The 16,562-nt window shown below is 35.3% G+C and carries 13 protein-coding genes and 1 pseudogene; 6 read left to right on the forward strand and 8 right to left on the reverse strand.

Annotated elements, in window-relative coordinates:
* Positions 1-46 precede the first annotated feature (46 nt).
* Positions 47-1,309 (forward strand): glycosyltransferase family 4 protein, encoded by a 1,263-nt coding sequence (locus K2F26_RS11920; RefSeq protein ID WP_220611647.1) that lies wholly within the window; start codon positions 47-49, stop codon positions 1,307-1,309.
* A 371-nt stretch (positions 1,310-1,680) separates the two neighbouring features.
* Positions 1,681-2,202 (forward strand): hypothetical protein, encoded by a 522-nt coding sequence (locus K2F26_RS11925; protein ID WP_220611648.1) that lies wholly within the window; start codon positions 1,681-1,683, stop codon positions 2,200-2,202.
* Positions 2,203-2,912: 710 nt separating this feature from the next.
* On the opposite strand, the gene K2F26_RS11930 is transcribed toward K2F26_RS11925, so the two are convergent.
* Both K2F26_RS11930 and K2F26_RS11935 read right to left on the reverse strand, forming a co-directional pair.
* On the reverse strand, positions 2,913-3,959 hold the full coding sequence (locus tag K2F26_RS11930; RefSeq protein WP_220611649.1) for an N-acetyltransferase DgcN family protein: 1,047 nt from the start codon (positions 3,957-3,959) through the stop codon (positions 2,913-2,915).
* The gene (locus tag K2F26_RS11935; RefSeq protein WP_220611650.1) at positions 3,943-4,995 is read right to left on the reverse strand and encodes a dipeptide epimerase; all 1,053 of its coding nucleotides are present in this window, start codon (positions 4,993-4,995) and stop codon (positions 3,943-3,945) included. Before K2F26_RS11935 ends, K2F26_RS11930 begins: the two co-directional genes overlap by 17 nt.
* Before the next feature lie 536 nt (positions 4,996-5,531).
* On the opposite strand from K2F26_RS11935, the gene K2F26_RS11940 reads away from it, so the two are divergent.
* On the forward strand, positions 5,532-5,957 hold the full coding sequence (locus tag K2F26_RS11940; RefSeq protein ID WP_220611651.1) for a thermonuclease family protein: 426 nt from the start codon (positions 5,532-5,534) through the stop codon (positions 5,955-5,957).
* Between the two features lie 287 nt (positions 5,958-6,244).
* Here the strand turns inward: K2F26_RS11940 and K2F26_RS11945 are convergent, their stop codons facing one another.
* On the reverse strand, positions 6,245-7,168 hold the full coding sequence (locus tag K2F26_RS11945) for a nucleoside hydrolase (RefSeq protein ID WP_220611652.1): 924 nt from the start codon (positions 7,166-7,168) through the stop codon (positions 6,245-6,247).
* Between the two features lie 16 nt (positions 7,169-7,184).
* Here K2F26_RS11945 and K2F26_RS11950 point away from each other — a divergent pair, with 16 nt between their 5' ends.
* Positions 7,185-7,616 (forward strand): nucleoside deaminase, encoded by a 432-nt coding sequence (locus K2F26_RS11950; RefSeq protein WP_220611653.1) that lies wholly within the window; start codon positions 7,185-7,187, stop codon positions 7,614-7,616.
* 130 nt (positions 7,617-7,746) lie between these two features.
* On the opposite strand, the gene rbsK is transcribed toward K2F26_RS11950, so the two are convergent.
* The 3 genes and pseudogenes from rbsK to K2F26_RS25185 form a co-directional block, all read right to left on the reverse strand.
* The gene (gene rbsK, locus K2F26_RS11955; protein ID WP_220611654.1) at positions 7,747-8,667 is read right to left on the reverse strand and encodes a ribokinase; all 921 of its coding nucleotides are present in this window, start codon (positions 8,665-8,667) and stop codon (positions 7,747-7,749) included.
* Between the two features lie 117 nt (positions 8,668-8,784).
* A complete protein-coding gene (locus K2F26_RS11960) occupies positions 8,785-9,849 on the reverse strand; it encodes a Rieske 2Fe-2S domain-containing protein (protein WP_220611655.1) in 1,065 nt (354 codons plus the stop codon).
* Positions 9,850-10,079: 230 nt separating this feature from the next.
* A pseudogene (locus tag K2F26_RS25185) lies at positions 10,080-10,241 on the reverse strand (DUF8832 domain-containing protein); the annotation flags it as partial.
* 1,353 nt (positions 10,242-11,594) lie between these two features.
* On the opposite strand from K2F26_RS25185, the gene K2F26_RS11965 reads away from it, so the two are divergent.
* The gene (locus tag K2F26_RS11965) at positions 11,595-12,638 is read left to right on the forward strand and encodes an agmatinase family protein (RefSeq protein WP_220611656.1); all 1,044 of its coding nucleotides are present in this window, start codon (positions 11,595-11,597) and stop codon (positions 12,636-12,638) included.
* Positions 12,639-12,795: 157 nt separating this feature from the next.
* Here the strand turns inward: K2F26_RS11965 and K2F26_RS11970 are convergent, their stop codons facing one another.
* Together K2F26_RS11970 and K2F26_RS11975 are read right to left on the reverse strand one after the other, a co-directional pair.
* Positions 12,796-13,770, reverse strand: a complete 975-nt coding sequence (locus K2F26_RS11970) for a hypothetical protein (protein ID WP_220611657.1) — start codon at positions 13,768-13,770, stop codon at positions 12,796-12,798.
* Positions 13,770-14,840 (reverse strand): AAA family ATPase, encoded by a 1,071-nt coding sequence (locus tag K2F26_RS11975; protein WP_220611658.1) that lies wholly within the window; start codon positions 14,838-14,840, stop codon positions 13,770-13,772. The genes K2F26_RS11970 and K2F26_RS11975 overlap by 1 nt, the downstream gene beginning before the upstream one ends.
* Positions 14,841-15,025: 185 nt before the next feature.
* On the opposite strand from K2F26_RS11975, the gene ilvA reads away from it, so the two are divergent.
* Complete coding sequence (gene ilvA, locus K2F26_RS11980) at positions 15,026-16,537, forward strand: threonine ammonia-lyase, biosynthetic (protein WP_220611659.1); 1,512 nt, start codon at positions 15,026-15,028, stop codon at positions 16,535-16,537.
* The last annotated feature ends 25 nt before the right edge of the window (positions 16,538-16,562 follow it).

The following is a 16,562-nucleotide window of genomic DNA, read 5'->3' on the forward strand; positions in this document are numbered from 1 at the left end:
TTTGGAAATCATAATTGTATGGCTAAAACAAGCATATTCAAATTGTATGAAAAATGCTACCGGAAATCTGAAAAGTATTTTATTTTTACATCCCAACTTCCCCGGACAATTTCGCCACTTAGTTAAAACTTTAGGACAAGATCAGAATTATCAAGTGGTATTTGCCACAAATAATCAACAAGGAAATATACCAGGTGTACAGAAAGTAATTTATCAACCTTCCCGCACAGTAGCAAGTCAAACACATCATTATATTCGCAATTTAGAAAACGCAGTTCTCACCGGACAAGCAGTATATCGGATAGCAGAACGATTAAAAAATCAAGGTTTTATTCCAGATATCATTTATGGTCATTCTGGTTGGGGACTAACTTTATTTATAAAAGAAGTTTTTCCCCAAGCAGAATTATTATGTTTCTTTGAATGGTTTTATCATAGTCGCGGTTCAGATGCAGGTTTTGATCCTTGTGATCCATTAAGTGCAGATGATATATGTCGTATTAGGGTCAAAAATTCACCAATTTTACTCGATTTATACAGTTGCGATCGCGGACTTTCTCCTACTAACTGGCAGCGTCAACAATTTCCCCAAGAATATCATCATAAAATCACTGTTTGTCACGATGGTATTGATACTAATTACTTTATTCCTCAACCAGATACTAAATTATTTTTACCTAGCATCAATTTGGATCTTTCCCACGTCACAGAATTAGTTACCTATTCAGCAAGAGGTTTAGAACCTTATCGGGGTTTTCCTCAGTTTATGGAAGCAGTAGCATTAATTCAACAACAGCGCCCAAATTGTCATATTGTAGTTGATGGCGAAGATAAAGTATTTTATAGTAAACATCTTGCTGATGGGAAAACCTATAAACAGTTAATGTTAGAAAGTCTAGATTTAGATTTATCCAGATTACATTTTACAGGTAGACTGCCTACCCATGAATATCTACAACTTTTACAAGCTTCCTCAGCCCATATTTACTTAACCCGTCCTTTTGTTTTATCCTGGTCAATGTTAGAAGCAATGTCTGTAGGATGTTTACTCATAGCTTCCAATACTCCCCCAGTTGTAGAGATCATTGAAGATGGTAAAAATGGACTTTTAGCAGATTTCTTTTCTCCTGCACAAATTGCCGAAAAGGTAAATTTAGCTTTGGATAATTCCCAAGATATGAAAGTTATTCGTGCAGCAGCAAGAAAAACAATAGTCAATAATTATAATTTAGCAGCATTATTACCAAAACAATTAGATTGGATATTCGGTAAGAAAACTTCTCTTAATTCCTATGGTTTGAGAATTTAGGTTTTAGAGAGGTAGAACCTCTAGGTTTGCATTCCCAGTCTGGAGGCTGGGAACGAGTGATATAAAAAATATACAGCAGTTTCCGTTATTATGAGGTACAGATATTAATAATAAAGCCCTTGTAGCGCAGGCATCTTGCCTGCTTATAGCGTACCTCATGTAGATGGAATGTGCTGTAAAGTTGAGGGGGCGACAAAGAAGCTAAAGAGGTTGTTGTTGGATAAGCATCATAGCCCTCAGACCTTGCTGATAAAATGGGAGCTTATTGCGATACATTTTCTCAGTTTTTGACCCTTTTTTTCTTTTTCTTTGTGAGAAATCCGGGTTTGGGTGTATTATACCAATAACTGCATTATTAAATACAATCAACCATGTTCCCAAGTCTAAACATAATTAGCGTAGCCAGTGGAATTATGCTTATAGCATTACACTTTTTGGTAAATAAGGAAATATCACAAGCCAAAAATCCTATCGAAATTCAATTGAACAATAAATTAGTTCAAACACAAAATTACTCAGTGAGTAATCATAAATATATTTTTAATTCGTTTTCACAGACCTTACCTATTGTTGCAAAGGTTAAAAAAGACGAATTTGAAACTACCGATGAGTATAATAAAAGATTACAGCAAGCTTATACTTGTTTTTATGGTCAGTTAAAATCTAAAGGTATTAATATAAATAACGCTTACAATATTAAGATTAACAAAAAATCCACAGGCAACGGTGGCTACAAAGTGAGCTATGATGCAGATAAAGAAATAGTAACCATAAGAATTGAACCTGGAATTTCCCTGAGTAATAAATACCAAGATTTTTTAGCATTAGAAGTTGAAAGCACTTCTACTACTCAATATTTTCAAGCTGGAAGAGGTATTCTTAAAAATATTTAAACTGAAGAATACAAGTTATTAATAGGAAATATAAATAGTAGGCGCGAGGAAATATTATCATTTTCATTAGGTAGAAATGAAGCAAGAAAACTTATCTCTAATAATATTTTAGGCGTGGCTATAGTTTGTAAATTTATTCCACCATTTGTAGACGAAAAAAGCGACTTTCATAGCTTGTTTACTGGAGACAATTTCGTTAATCGTTTTACGTCCGACATCTACAGAGCGTATACTAATATTGAAGATATAACATACACAACAAGAACAAAGTACATTATAGCTAACGCACAAAAAATAGTAGTTTATAATACTAAAAATGGAAAAATATATAGTGAATATCCAATAATTGAACAGTCGTCAAATACTGAAAAACCATTTTCTATTACATCTAACTTTCCTTCCAGGAAGTTGCACCTCTTTAACCCGGATTTCTCACAAAGAAAAAGAAAAAAAGGGTCAAAAACTGAGAAAATGTATATGTAGAAAGCATTTCAACAGTTATAAAGTATGACCCAAGTAACAACAGATTGTACACCAAAACAGTTCAAATTTGAAAGAGAAAGTTTCATCCTGTAAATCCTGAAATCCTGGATATCCTGATTCAGACAAATAAAATATTCAGATCCCCGACTTCTTTTAAATACCTTCCTATTCAGGGATCAATGATCATAAAAGTCGGGGATCTAAATCACCTCATAATTATCTCTCAACTAACTTCCCATCACTGCATCTAACAACAAATCACCACCAAAACGCACCGGATCTGTACAAGGTAAACCTGTTTGATCTGTAATTTGAGCGATCGCATTTTTAGCAGCAACTTCATCTAAATCTCTAGTATTTAAAGCTATCCCCGCTACCGGAACTTTAGCAAAAGCACCCGCACCACTAGCAACAATTTCATACATTTTAATTACCTCCGGTAAAGGAGGAATCGGAACATGAGGATTATTATGATTGTGAGTTTGTCCGGCTCGATGCACTAAAATTAAATGTGTCGGTTGAGAACCTCTAATTAAAGGTAAAGTTGCAGTCGAACCAGGATGTAATAAAGAACCCTGTCCTTCAATCTGCAAAATATCATAATGTTTACCAAACCGCATCACTAACTGTTCCACTGCACCCGCAGCAAAGTCCACCCGCACCGCATCTAAAGCTACTCCATCCCCTTCCAACATTAACCCAGTTTGACCAGTAGCTAAAAATTTAGAACGCCAACTCCGTAATTTTGCTGAATGATGTAATTCTAAACTGGTGGACATTTTACCGATAGCCATATCCGTACCCACCGTCAAGACTCGACGACAGGGAAGAGTCCGCGCTAACCCGGAAGCTATTTCTAAGTTAGCAGGTTCTTTCCGCACATCCCAAATTAACTGACCTGGTTTTAAAAGTGCGTTTAAATCCGGTATATTTCCCAGGGGAGTGTGTAACCCATTCACCAAAGACATACCGCCTTTGAGCGCATCTTTGATATCCGGCCAGTAATGATCAGGAATTATCCCACCTTTGGGAGCAATACCAATAACTAAAACTTCCGGTTGATACTGTAAAGCTGCACTCACTGAACCCACAACAGGAACATCACGTTTTATCCCTGTTAACTCTGCTAAAGATTTACCCACACATTCCCGATCTATCACTGCAACTATAGGAGCTTCACTATAGCGTAAAATTGATAAACCGGTTTTTCCCTGAGTTCCACTCAGTCCTTCATGCAATAAAATTGCTATCTTTTTATTAAGTGGCAGACGCACTGTATTGTACTCCTAAACCTGGTAAATTATTAGGTAAAATTCGTCCTTTTTCAACTGATGCACCCACAAAAGGATCATCTATTAAATTTAAATGACTATCTAAGTCTAAATAATCAGCTAATGGTGCAAGTTGGGAAGCTGCTGTATTCGCTAATGAACTATCAGAATAACAGCCAAACATCACTTGTAAATTATGTGCTTTGGCTGTATTTACCATTCTCCAAGCTTCACTTAAACCCCCAGATTTCATGAGTTTAATATTAATTCCATCTACATAATCTGCTAATGGGGGAATATCCACACTGGTAAAGCAACTTTCATCCACAAAGATGGGTAAAGGTGAATGTTCTTTCAGGGTGGCTAATTTATTTTCTTCACCTCGTGGTAATGGCTGTTCTATATATTTTATCCCTAAATCTGCTAACCACAGAGACATAGAAATTGCATCTGCTAAACTCCAACCTCCGTTAGCATCTACAAATAAATCTATTTCTGGTGCTGTTTCTTTCACTGCTAAGAGCATTTTTCTGTCTGCTTCTATTCCCTCTTTTGCTCCTAATTTCACTTTTAATAATTGTACATCCATATATTCTAACCAGTCTTTGGTTCTGGTTGCTGCACCTTCTGGGGAGTTAATACCTATGGTTACGGATGTGGGTACTATATTCTTGATATTTAGTCCCCACATTTTCCACAATGGTAAATTTACACTTTTCCCCATCCAATCATACAACGCCATATCTATTGCTGCTCTGGCTGCGGAAGGAATTTGATCCTGTGTTAAAACTGCTTCAATTTCCTGACGTTGCCAAGGGTTGTATGATTCTAACACAGGGGCGATTTTTTGCAAGGCATCTGTGATCATTTCGGTAGTTTGACGGTGATTACCCACACCAAATGGTGATGCTTCTCCCCATCCTTCGATGTCGTTTTCGATGATTTTGACGCTGATATTTGTCGTTTGTGCTGTTGTTCCTCTACTTATTGTTAAGGGGAATCTTTTGTTGACTGTGAATAGTTTGATTTGTGTTTTCATTTTAGCAACTTATACTTATCAACCATAATACACTAAATAAACAAGATTCTAATTAATTAGATCCCGGATTGTTTGAAGAAATCCGGTATCTGAATATTATCTATATTTGATTTATAAAGAAATTTAAATAATAATAATTGTCAGTTAGGTCAAACAATATAAATACTGTAAGGTAAATAGATATCTGGTGGTAATTAACTGTCTAACCTGAAACTATTGTATGAAACTATTGTCAGGACAATTCATTAATTGTCACTAGATAATTTTCACCAGATATCTCTTGTGTCAGTTTCCTAAGTTTTGTCATTAACCTTCACAAAATAACTCTAGACACCAGAGGGGAAAAGAGACTAAAATAGAGCGATCGCTTCCTCCATAGGGAATAAAAATAGAGTAGATTCCAGATCAATAAGATACAGAATCTAAATTCAAACCCATACAGCAAGTAGAGACATTGCAGGAAATGTCTCTACTCCTGACTGCTGACTCCTGCTGTAATTAATCGAAACCTCAACCAACTTAGGATTACCTTAGCAATGACAGACAGAGATCCATACATTTATAGAATCAAATCAGTTCAAAAAATCGTAGATGGCGACACTATTGATGCTGATATTGACCTTGGTTTTGATATCTCCCTGACTAAGCGCATTCGTCTTGATGGTATTGATACCCCAGAAAGCAGAACAACGAATACTGATGAAAAAAAACTTGGTCTTGAAGCTAAAGAATGGCTAAAAAAACAACTAGACAATAAACATCAAATTCTTGTTAAAACAAAACTTCCAAACAGCACAGAAAAATATGGGAGAATACTGGGCATGTTATACGTTGACGATGTATGTCTTAATGATCTGATGGTTGCCGAAGGATATGCTTGGAAATATGATGGTGGCACAAAAAACAAAGACTTTGAACAACTGAAAGAAATTCGTAGATTAAAAGGTAAATTAACAGAGTAATCAACAACCAGATCCCCGACTTCTATTTTTAATTATCCCTTTCATGATAAAATTGATATCAGAAATCGGGGATATTTCTGCAATGATATCCCCCACTTTTACACCAGTTTCCGAAGATATCGAGTACCCATTTAGCAGCCAAGACTTGTACTGAGCTTGTCGAATTATGCCTGCAATACAAGAGTTTTACAATTAATATCTGTACCTCATAACACTGGGAACTGCTGTATTTTCAATTAATTACACAAAAAAATTATCTCAACTCAGCTATAAAACACCTACTCCATTCACCGTTTCCATTGTTGTAAAATATAACTATAAAAAGCTTCCTTATCCACTTTATCCATAGCCTTTATTTTTTTCCCTCCAGCAACTACCTTAGTCCTACCTTGACTCACACCCTGAGTAATAACTTCTGTTTCCCATTCTCGCAATTCATAAAATTCAGGTTTTCCTAAAAAAGCTGTTGCCAAAACATCCCAAAAATAATAATCTTGGGGAATAACTAAGGCGTAACATTGACCAGCTAAATTAGAAATCGGATAATTATATTGTTTACCCATTTTCTGTACTAAATCTGATGTAACGGGTACATTATTTGTTAAGTCTAAAGGACACATAATAATTTCAATTTGCGTTTTCCAAACCTTTGCCGCAGAAACCGCATCCCAATAAACATTCCATTCTGCTGAACCATCTTGTATTGGTTCTATTCCTTTTTCGACATTTCCAGGAACATTTAACGCTCCCCCCATCCAAACTATTTTTTCAATTTTCTTTTCAATTTCTGGTGCTTTTTCTAATGCTACCGCTACAGTTGTTAAAGGTCCTGTTACCATCAAAGTAACTGGTTCTGGTGCTTCCCTTAACACCTTTACCATGAAATCTTGACCTGTTTCTTCTAGTAAAGGAGTGTTAATTTTTTCTTGTTGATTGAGAATAGGTAAATGATCAATAATTAATGAATCACGACGATAAAGACGGGGAAAAGGATTAATTCCTCTCACTGTACTTTCAGCAACCGGAATATGAGAAAATCCCATTAAGTCCATTATTTTGCGAGTTGCACTGACAGCAGATTGAATATAACAGTCTGCGGGAGTGACGACAATACCAAGAAGTTCGATATGTTCCATCGTCAACAGTAACATGGTGGCTAAATAATCATCCACACCACCATCATGATCCATTAATACCAGTTGTTTTTTCATATCAGGAGTTAGTTAAATGGATGAGTTTATGCAAGCTGCAATTAGCGAAGCAAAACAAGGCAGAAATGAGGGCGGAATCCCCATTGGGTCTGTTTTGGTCAAAGATGGGAAAATCCTTGGTAGAGGTCATAATAAACGGGTTCAAGATGGTGATCCTGTCACCCATGCGGAAATTGATTGTTTAAGAAATGCAGGGAGAATTGGTAATTATAAAGGTACAACTTTATATTCTACATTAATGCCATGTTATTTGTGTGCCGGTGCTGTAGTACAATTTGGGATTAAAAAAGTAATTGCAGGAGAGTCGAGAACTTTTCCTGGTGCAAAAGAATTTATGGTTTCTCATGGTGTGGAAGTTATAGATTTCAACCTGGATGAATGTGAACAAATGATGAGTCAATTTATAGCAGAAAACCCTGAATTATGGAATGAAGATATAGGAGTTTAAAGGAGTCAGGAGTCAGGAGTCAAAATTTTGGATTTCCCTCGTTCCCAGTCTCTGACTCTAATTTGACTAAAGGCAAAGCCTTTAATAATTCATTCCCATACAGAGTATGGGAACGAGTAAAACGAGTAAATTACGAATTACAAATTACGAATTTATCCAAAGTAATTCTATCAGGAAAAGAACTTTGCGCCCCTAATTTTGTGGTTGCTAAAGCTCCTGCTGCTGCACCCCAAACTACAGCTTCTCTTAATGTTTTTCCCTCAAATAATGCTGCTGCTAAACCACCATTAAAAGCATCACCAGCCGCAACGGTATCTACTGCATTAACTGAAAATGCTGGAATATAAAAACTCTCTTCTTTAGTTGCACAGAAAACACCTTTTGCACCTAATTTAATGATTGCACATTTTACACCTTTTTGCAATAAAATATTAGCGGCTTTTGCTGCTGTTTCTGGTTCGTTTACAGTAAAACCTAGTAATTGACTGGCTTCAATTTCATTGGGTGTAATAATATCAATTAATGGGTAAATTTCATCTGGTAAATTATGTGGTGCTGGTGCAGGATCGAGAATAACTTTTATATTTGCTTCTTTGGCTTTTTGGGCTGCTAAAATTACTATTTTTAAAGGAATTTCTAGTTGTAAAAGTAGGAATTTTGCATCTATCAATAAATTAGATAATCTATTGATATCATCTTGATTAACTTTACCATTTGCACCGGGAATAACTATGATATTATTTTCCCCTTGCTGATCTACAGTAATAACTGCAACCCCAGAACTGACGGTTTCATCAATTAAGATATTTTCAGTTTTAACACCACAATTTTGCAAATTTTTAATGAGTTCTGCACCAAAATTATCAGCACCTACACGCCCGATCATTTGCGTGGGTATTCCTAATTTTGCTAATGCAACTGCTTGGTTTGCACCTTTACCTCCAGGGGTGGTAAAAAAGCTTTCCCCTAGCAATGTTTCCCCAGGAATAGGTAAGTGGGATGTGGTTGCTACTAGGTCTATATTTATGCTGCCAAAAACGATAATTGTCATATTCAGAAGTTATTAAATACAGCAGATTTAAGATTTTCGGGCGGGCAGGATGCCCACCCCACAAAAAGGAAAATGTTGGAATTTGTAATCTTTTAATGTGTAATCAGAACTAAAATATTAAGCACGCCATCGCAATAATACACTTTTTACAGGATTGATAAAGTCTCGTTTTTCAGATGTTGCACGGGCAAATTCTCGTTTTAATTGATAATACCATTGTGCTTGCATATCTGAATCTTTGATAAGTCGTAAAACTGGATTATATTTAAGTCCAATTTGCTGTTTTTCTACTACTGTGCGGTCTTGATCTAAAAATTTTCTGGCTAAAATATGAATCAAAGGTGTGAATATTCTTAACCATTTTGGTATACCATAAAGCACAAAATTTACTTCTGTTTCGATTTCAGAAATTGGTGTGACTGCAGTTAAATTACAAACTCGATGTTTGCCAAATGTAATTTCTTCTATTCTCACTCCTGGTAAACGAAAAGAAATTTCTACTTCGGGTATTCCTCCACCAACTAACCAATATAATCGGCTCATATTTTCCATGTTATCAGATAATTGATGTCGTCTGACTGTAAACCCATAATGTGAAGGATCAAATTGTTTGACTTCTTCATGTAGTTCTCCGCTTCTCCACCACCAAACTCGATGTACATAGGGAGAATGTGCAGGGTCCATTAAACCTGTCACCGCATGATCTACAAAGCAAGGAAACCGCATTACTTCTACTAAATGAGGTTGTTGTTCAGGAAAACCAGGAACTATGGGAACATCTTTTTGATCAGCGTTGACTTGAGATTTTTCGCTGTCGGCTATGTAGATCCAAATGTTGCCTTGAGTCTCATAAATAGGATATGATTGCACATCAAAACGACTCAAATCTATGTTTTGTTCTGGTAATAATGATGGAATTTCTACACATTTTCCCGCTGGATTAAAGCGCCAACCATGATAACAACATTCTACTTCTTGACCATTGAATCTACCACAACTTAAAGGTACTGCACGATGAGGACAAATATCACGCACTGCAAAAACTTGACCTTCTTTATTTCTCATCAGCAGTACGGGTTCTCCTAAAAAAATCCGGGATACCATTTTACCTGGTTTGAGAAGATGACTAGGTAATGCGTAGTACCAAAGATTACGTAATAAGATGTGATTGTTATCTATCATGTATGGCTAAGATATGACTAGGGAAAATATACAAAAATAATCATAGACAACAAGTGTCATTTTAAACAGCTTTATTTTTGTTGATTGCTATTCGTAGGTTGGGATTCGCGTTAGTGCTACAAAGCGATGGAATTTAGACACAAAGCAGTTTAAGGTAGGGTAAACCAACATTGACAAACCTTAGTTTTGTTGCGCTATCGCTGAACGCAACCTAAATTACAAATTATTTTCTATTCTACATTTACCCAAAAGTCTGCGGTTTTGATTTTACCATTGCGGTCAAATTGCATCCACATTTTATAAGTTCCTGACTGGGGAAATTTGGTATGAAATTTCACTGTTCCATCAGGAGTATTTTTCATGGCATGGGCGTGAAGATAGTCGGATTTTGTGAATTGATCGTAGAAGTCGGGGATCTGGGTATCAAGAAATGATAGGGCTAAATACTTAAAATGTTTTGAGAACTTAATCAGTGATGAAATTGTTTAAAAAGCTAACGATTTTGATTTTTATCTATCTTGTGATAGTAGATTAATTAACTTTTTTAAACATTGTAATTCCGTATCATATATCTAATTATTTGGACACATCCTACAGGAAGATGACTATAAATAGGAGTAGAATTAAATTAATCTTGGTGTGTCGAATAACTGCTTTCTATGGAGGTTTAGCCGAGCTAAACCTTTTTTTTATGATGAGACAAATTAGCAAAGAATATTAATTTTCTCAAAAATCATCTTTCCTAGAGACTGATTAATTTACCCCATAAAGTATCTATAGAAATATAATCTACTTCTACTCAAGACTTGTTCTGTGATCAAGCCTTTCTTTTTTAGTCATCATTCTTGACATTGACACTTTCGATTATTCTCAATTATTGTAGGTTGAATAATGTCAACTCTAGGAAGAAAGAATAATTTTTTGACAGGTATATTGAATTCAGCTAGTAACAGGTAAACTCATATTTGTATACATCCTCTAGGTAGATGATATAAAATCTAAGTAAGCTTAAATTAACTAGATATGGTAAACACTTGGTATATATCTGGGCTTGGCGAAAAACCAAGCCTTTTTTGTGGTAGATAAATAGCAACGCTTGGATTTTCCCACAACTATTCCCACAAGTAAATTATTACTCACACACAATATAAAAATCTATTTTAATTACCCTTTAGGTAGTAGAAATAGCGATTTAAAGAGAGTATTATTTCGCCTATTAATGCCTGAAAAACGTGTATTTACCCTGGATAATAGTCTAGGGTATTTTTTTATGCAGATTGATGTTTGATTTTCAGTGGTACTTATTAGCAGGTTTTATGAATTTTGTACTCATCTGATAGAGAGATGAATTAGAAGAAAACAGAGTTTAAATTAACTATATATGGTAAACACCTGGTATATACAAAGGCTTGGCTTGAGTCCAAGCCTTTTTCATTCTTTAGATAGATACTTAAATAATTTAATACTGCTAAATAGAACCATATTTAAGATTTTCACCAAGTAATGCTCTATCAGTTTTTGGAATATTTGGACACATCCTCTAGGAAGATGATCTGTAAGCAGACAAGAACTAAATTAATTTAGTACGTTGTTAAGCACAGCAATTTTTGAGGTTTGGTTCACAGCCAAACCTTTTTTTAATGTTGTAATTTTATTTTTATGTGATTTTCATGGTCTATTCTGGTACAATAACAATGTCCTCTCAACAGTGTTTTATCTGTTGCTATATATCCAAAAAATAAACTATGAGTAATCACATCCCAGACTACAATCCTAGTAGCATAGCAGAAATTAATGGTAATTTCTTAGGTTTACCTTATGATTATAACACTGCTAATTTAATTATCTTTGCCGTTCCTTGGGAAGTCACGGTTTCTTATGGTGCGGGAACAGCGAATGCACCACAGCGAATTTTAGATGCTTCCTATCAAATAGATTTGTTTGATTTTGATCATCCTGATGGTTGGAAACAGGGAATTTATTTAGTTGAAATTTCTCAAGATATTTTAGATAAAAATAATTATTATCGTCAACAAGCTGCTAAAATAATTGCCAGACAAGCTGAAGGTAAAGCATTAACAGACGCACCAGATTTAACACCTATCCTCACAGAAATTAATCAAGCGGGTGAACAGGTAAATCAATGGTTGTTTAACCAATGTCAGCAAGCAATGAATTTAGGTAAAAAAGTTGCTGTCATCGGTGGTGATCATAGTTCACCTTTGGGTTATTTCCAAGCTTTAGGAAATCAATATCCTGATTTTGGAATTTTACATATTGATGCACACGCCGATTTAAGAGACGCTTACGAAGGTTTTGAATTTTCCCATGCTTCAATTATGTTTAATGCTTTGAAAATTCCGCAAATTTCTAAGTTAGTGCAGGTGGGTTTGCGGGATATTTGTATTGACGAAGTGGAAATAATTAACGGTTCAAATAATCGGGTTGTTGCTTATTATGATTCAGCGATCAAACAACAACAATATGCTGGTAAAACTTGGATGGATTTATGTCAGGAAATAGTAGGGAACTTACCTGAGAATGTGCATATTAGTTTTGATGTTGATGGTTTAGATCCTAAACTCTGTCCCAATACGGGAACTCCTGTTCCGGGTGGGTTAGAATTAGAGCAGGTTTATTGTTTATTTAGGGAAGTTGTGAAGAGTGGGAGAAAAATTATTGGGTTTGATGTGAATGAAGTTGGTGATGCAGAATGGGATGGTAATGTAGGTGCGCGGATAGTTTATAAGTTGGCGAATTTGTTGGATTTGTCGTATAAAGGTGGGTAAATGAGGATTTACAGGATTGATTTTTTTGTCTGAATCAGGATATCCAGGATTTTAGGATTTACAGGATTAATTTTTTTGTCAGAATCAGGATGTCCAGGATTTAAGGATTTACAGGATGGTTTTTATTTAATAAACTAGCAATTAATATATCTCACTTTTATTCTATTTCTGTGAGATTAGCAGCTTGTTCAAAGTAAGGTTGTAACATTAAACCCAACTCTTGAACAATCAGAGAATTTGTATTTTTTCCTAATTCTGGTAAGAGTAATTCTTTGCAAAAAATCTCATAATCTAAATCTTGAATTTTCAACTCTTGAATAGCTTTTCCACATAAATACTTGATTGCTTCCTTACCTCTCAGAAATATTTTAGCTTGTTGAAAGTCAAGTTCCTCCTGATTATCAATATAAATTTGCCACTGAAAATCCTCACCTAACAATATATTCTCTAACATATTTTCTAAAGTCAATATTTTGTTTTTAGATTCTTCAGATTTAGTACCTATCTGACTTGTAAACCAATTTTTAATCTCTTCCAGAGTCGTGAAGTTGAAATCTAGCCTATCTAAAGTTATTCTAAAATTAGCATTTTCTCGGAACTGAAACTTTAAACATTCTAATAATTCTTTTATAATCGAGTCTTGAAAATATTGTATTAGCCATTCATCTAGTTGTGGTTTAGTTAAATTATGTCCAGTATTCTTTCTATATGGTTTATTTTCACCTAATTTTTGAGTAGGTATCTGATTTAATAAATTAGCTATAGTTTCTGTTTCTTCTAGTAAAAAATTTTCCCATTCATGTCTTCCCCAATAAATTATTCTAGCAGATTTGCTTATAATAAATTGATTATCCTGTCTAGAAAGCTCTCTCTCAATCATATTTTGGGTTCTAAAATCTCTATCAGAAATCCCAATCACGGGTATACTTTGATGTAAATTACTTTTTTGATAGATTAATTTAGCTATAGAATTAAAATTTCCACTACCACCTATTTCCTGTACTTTATAATTAATATTTGATAACAGTCCTTGATACTTGAGTTTCTCAAAAACTCTATTAATAAATCCTCGTTCGGGACTGTTTGGTTCACCTTCTATCAAAATATATAAAAAGTTATCTAGTATTTCCATTATTTTTCTCCCAAATCACCCAATTTAATAATTTCCGAATCATAAAACATTTCTGCTACAGTTGGAGAATGGGTTGTAAAAATATATTGATTATTGAAGTCATCCCCCCGCAAAACTTGGATTAATCTTTTTTGCCAAGCTGGATGTAAATGTAGTTCCACTTCGTCAATAAGAACAATAGAATTTTTAGCAGTGTCTGCTGCTAACCCAATTAAGATTCTTAAAATTTGATGTTCCCCTGAACTCATTTGTAATAAATCATATTCTATTCCTTTTCTTTTGAGAATCAAAGTATCAGAATCCGGTCCAGACTCTAAACCGATTAATTCTGAAGGAAAACAAATTTTATTAAATAATCTTTGTACTCGCTTCCAATAGGATTCACCATATTTTTCTTCATTCCATGTTAAATGTTTACGGTAATATTCAATTAACCAAGATAAAACATCACTATGTGCATTTTTATCTTCTATATTTTGTTTATCAAAACTCTTCAATAATCTTACAGTACGTCTTTGATCCAAATAACAAACACCACCAATTCTATTAAATATTTGTGATGTATACAGATTTCTATCGACTGATTCAGAAACTCTGCCTCTTGCACCTAGAACTTTAATAGCATCTTTAGGTGTACAACTATAATGATATAAACTCTTTGCTTTTGGTTTATTGGGAAAAGACCAAATAACTTTTGCTGGATTTCCTAAAGGTGGAACTGGCTTGGATAAATTAAAGTTTTGTGGCAATTCAAGTGATGAATAAACATCATTAATAGCTTCTGCTTCATCTTGTTCAATAGAATACTCAAATGTGATTTGAGCTATAGTACCTCTACCTCTAACTAATTGTTGTATATTGTATTCTAATCCTTCTCTTAAAGATGGGTTTTGTGGATTTTCAAATACTTTAACTACAACATGAATAGCATCTAAAATTGAAGTTTTACCAGAACCATTAGGACCGACAATTAAATTAATAGGTCGAGGACGACCAAGTAAATCTGTAAAATCCAAAGAAATATCATCAATGGCACGAAAGTTTTTTATTTCTAATGAATGTAATTTCATATACTTCGTAATACATTGTATTTTATTTAACTTAAAATAGACAGTAAATTAATCGTAGTCTCTAGAAAACCTGATTGTGACTATAACATATTAACGTACTATTAGAGGTGCATTTTCCAAACCCATCTCCCCAACTACCCAACAAGCGGTAAAATTAACAATCCAACCCCAATTCCCTCCTTGATATGTTCTGCGACTACCTAGTACAAATCCTTACAGCCCGCGTTTACGATGTAGCCCAAGAAACACCACTGGAATATGCCCCCAACCTCTCCAAACGCATCAACAACAAACTGCTACTCAAACGAGAAGATATGCAGTCTGTCTTCTCCTTTAAACTGCGGGGTGCATATAACAAAATGGCCAACCTCCCCCCAGACTTACTCAAACAAGGTGTAATTGCTGCATCTGCGGGAAACCACGCCCAAGGTGTGGCTTTATCTGCCAGTCGCTTAGGTACAAAAGCTATTATTGTTATGCCCGTCACCACTCCCCAAGTAAAAATTAACGCCGTCAAAGCACGGGGGGGAGAGGTGGTTTTATATGGAAATACCTATGATGACGCTTATGCCTACGCCCGGAAATTAGAAGCGGAAAAAGGGTTAACCTTTATACATCCCTTTGATGATCCTGATGTCATCGCTGGCCAGGGGACTATCGGGATGGAAATTTTACGCCAATATCAACAACCTATTCACGCCATTTTCGTCGCTATTGGTGGCGGTGGTTTAATTGCTGGTATCGCTGCTTACGTGAAACGCTTGCGTCCCGAAATCAAAATTATCGGTGTTGAACCCGTAGACGCTGATGCAATGTCTCAATCTCTTAAAGCCGGTCATCGTGTACGCTTATCTCAGGTGGGTTTGTTTGCTGATGGGGTAGCAGTGCGGGAAGTGGGAGAGGAAACCTTCCGCTTGTGTCAGCAATATGTGGATGAAATTATTTTGGTGGATACCGATGCTACCTGTGCAGCGATAAAAGATGTATTTGAAGATACCCGTTCTATTTTAGAACCTGCGGGAGCGTTGGCTGTAGCTGCGGCTAAAGTTTATGCAGAACGAGAACAAATACAAGGGCAAAATCTGGTTGCTGTAGCTTGCGGTGCTAACATGAATTTTGATCGCTTGCGGTTTGTGGCAGAAAGGGCAGAATTTGGAGAACGTCGAGAAGCGATTTTTGCGGTGAATATTCCTGAAAAACCAGGAAGTCTGCGTAAGTTTTGTGAATGTTTAGGCGATCGCAATTTAACAGAATTTAATTATCGTATTGCCGATACCAAAGAAGCTCATATTTTTGTCGGTGTGCAAATTGAAAACCGCGCCGATGCAGCGAAAATTGTCGAAAAGTTTGAAAATAACGGTTTAAAAACTATTGATTTAACAGATGATGAATTAACAAAATTACATTTACGGCACATGGTAGGGGGACATTCTCAACTTGCTGATCATGAATTATTATATCGGTTTGAATTTCCTGAACGTCCTGGGGCGTTGATGAAATTTGTGGGTTCTATGTCTCCTGATTGGAATATTAGCTTATTTCATTATCGCAATAATGGGGCAGATTATGGGCGAATTGTGGTAGGAATGCAAGTTCCTCCTAATGAGATGAATGAATGGCAGGAGTTTCTTGATTCTTTGGGTTATTGTTATTGGGATGAAAGTCAAAATCCTGCTTATAAGTTGTTTTTGGGTTAGTTTATTTTATATCTCACGCAAAGAC

The sequence above is a fragment of the Sphaerospermopsis torques-reginae ITEP-024 genome (assembly GCF_019598945.1).
Classification (GTDB): Bacteria; Cyanobacteriota; Cyanobacteriia; order Cyanobacteriales; family Nostocaceae; genus Sphaerospermopsis.

Bases quoted from the DNA above. Each gene is read 5' to 3' on its own strand.
- K2F26_RS11920 (WP_220611647.1), top strand. From the start codon at position 47: ATGAAAAATGCTACCGGAAATCTGAAAAGTATTTTATTTTTACATCCC.
- K2F26_RS11960 (WP_220611655.1), bottom strand. From the start codon at position 9,849: ATGATAGATAACAATCACATCTTATTACGTAATCTTTGGTACTACGCA.
- K2F26_RS11970 (WP_220611657.1), bottom strand. From the start codon at position 13,770: ATGGAAATACTAGATAACTTTTTATATATTTTGATAGAAGGTGAACCA.
- K2F26_RS11965 (WP_220611656.1), top strand. From the start codon at position 11,595: ATGAGTAATCACATCCCAGACTACAATCCTAGTAGCATAGCAGAAATT.
- K2F26_RS11975 (WP_220611658.1), bottom strand. From the start codon at position 14,840: ATGAAATTACATTCATTAGAAATAAAAAACTTTCGTGCCATTGATGAT.
- K2F26_RS11925 (WP_220611648.1), top strand. From the start codon at position 1,681: ATGTTCCCAAGTCTAAACATAATTAGCGTAGCCAGTGGAATTATGCTT.
- K2F26_RS11950 (WP_220611653.1), top strand. From the start codon at position 7,185: ATGGATGAGTTTATGCAAGCTGCAATTAGCGAAGCAAAACAAGGCAGA.
- K2F26_RS11940 (WP_220611651.1), top strand. From the start codon at position 5,532: ATGACAGACAGAGATCCATACATTTATAGAATCAAATCAGTTCAAAAA.
- K2F26_RS11935 (WP_220611650.1), bottom strand. From the start codon at position 4,995: ATGAAAACACAAATCAAACTATTCACAGTCAACAAAAGATTCCCCTTA.
- ilvA (WP_220611659.1), top strand. From the start codon at position 15,026: ATGTTCTGCGACTACCTAGTACAAATCCTTACAGCCCGCGTTTACGAT.
- K2F26_RS11945 (WP_220611652.1), bottom strand. From the start codon at position 7,168: ATGAAAAAACAACTGGTATTAATGGATCATGATGGTGGTGTGGATGAT.
- rbsK (WP_220611654.1), bottom strand. From the start codon at position 8,667: ATGACAATTATCGTTTTTGGCAGCATAAATATAGACCTAGTAGCAACC.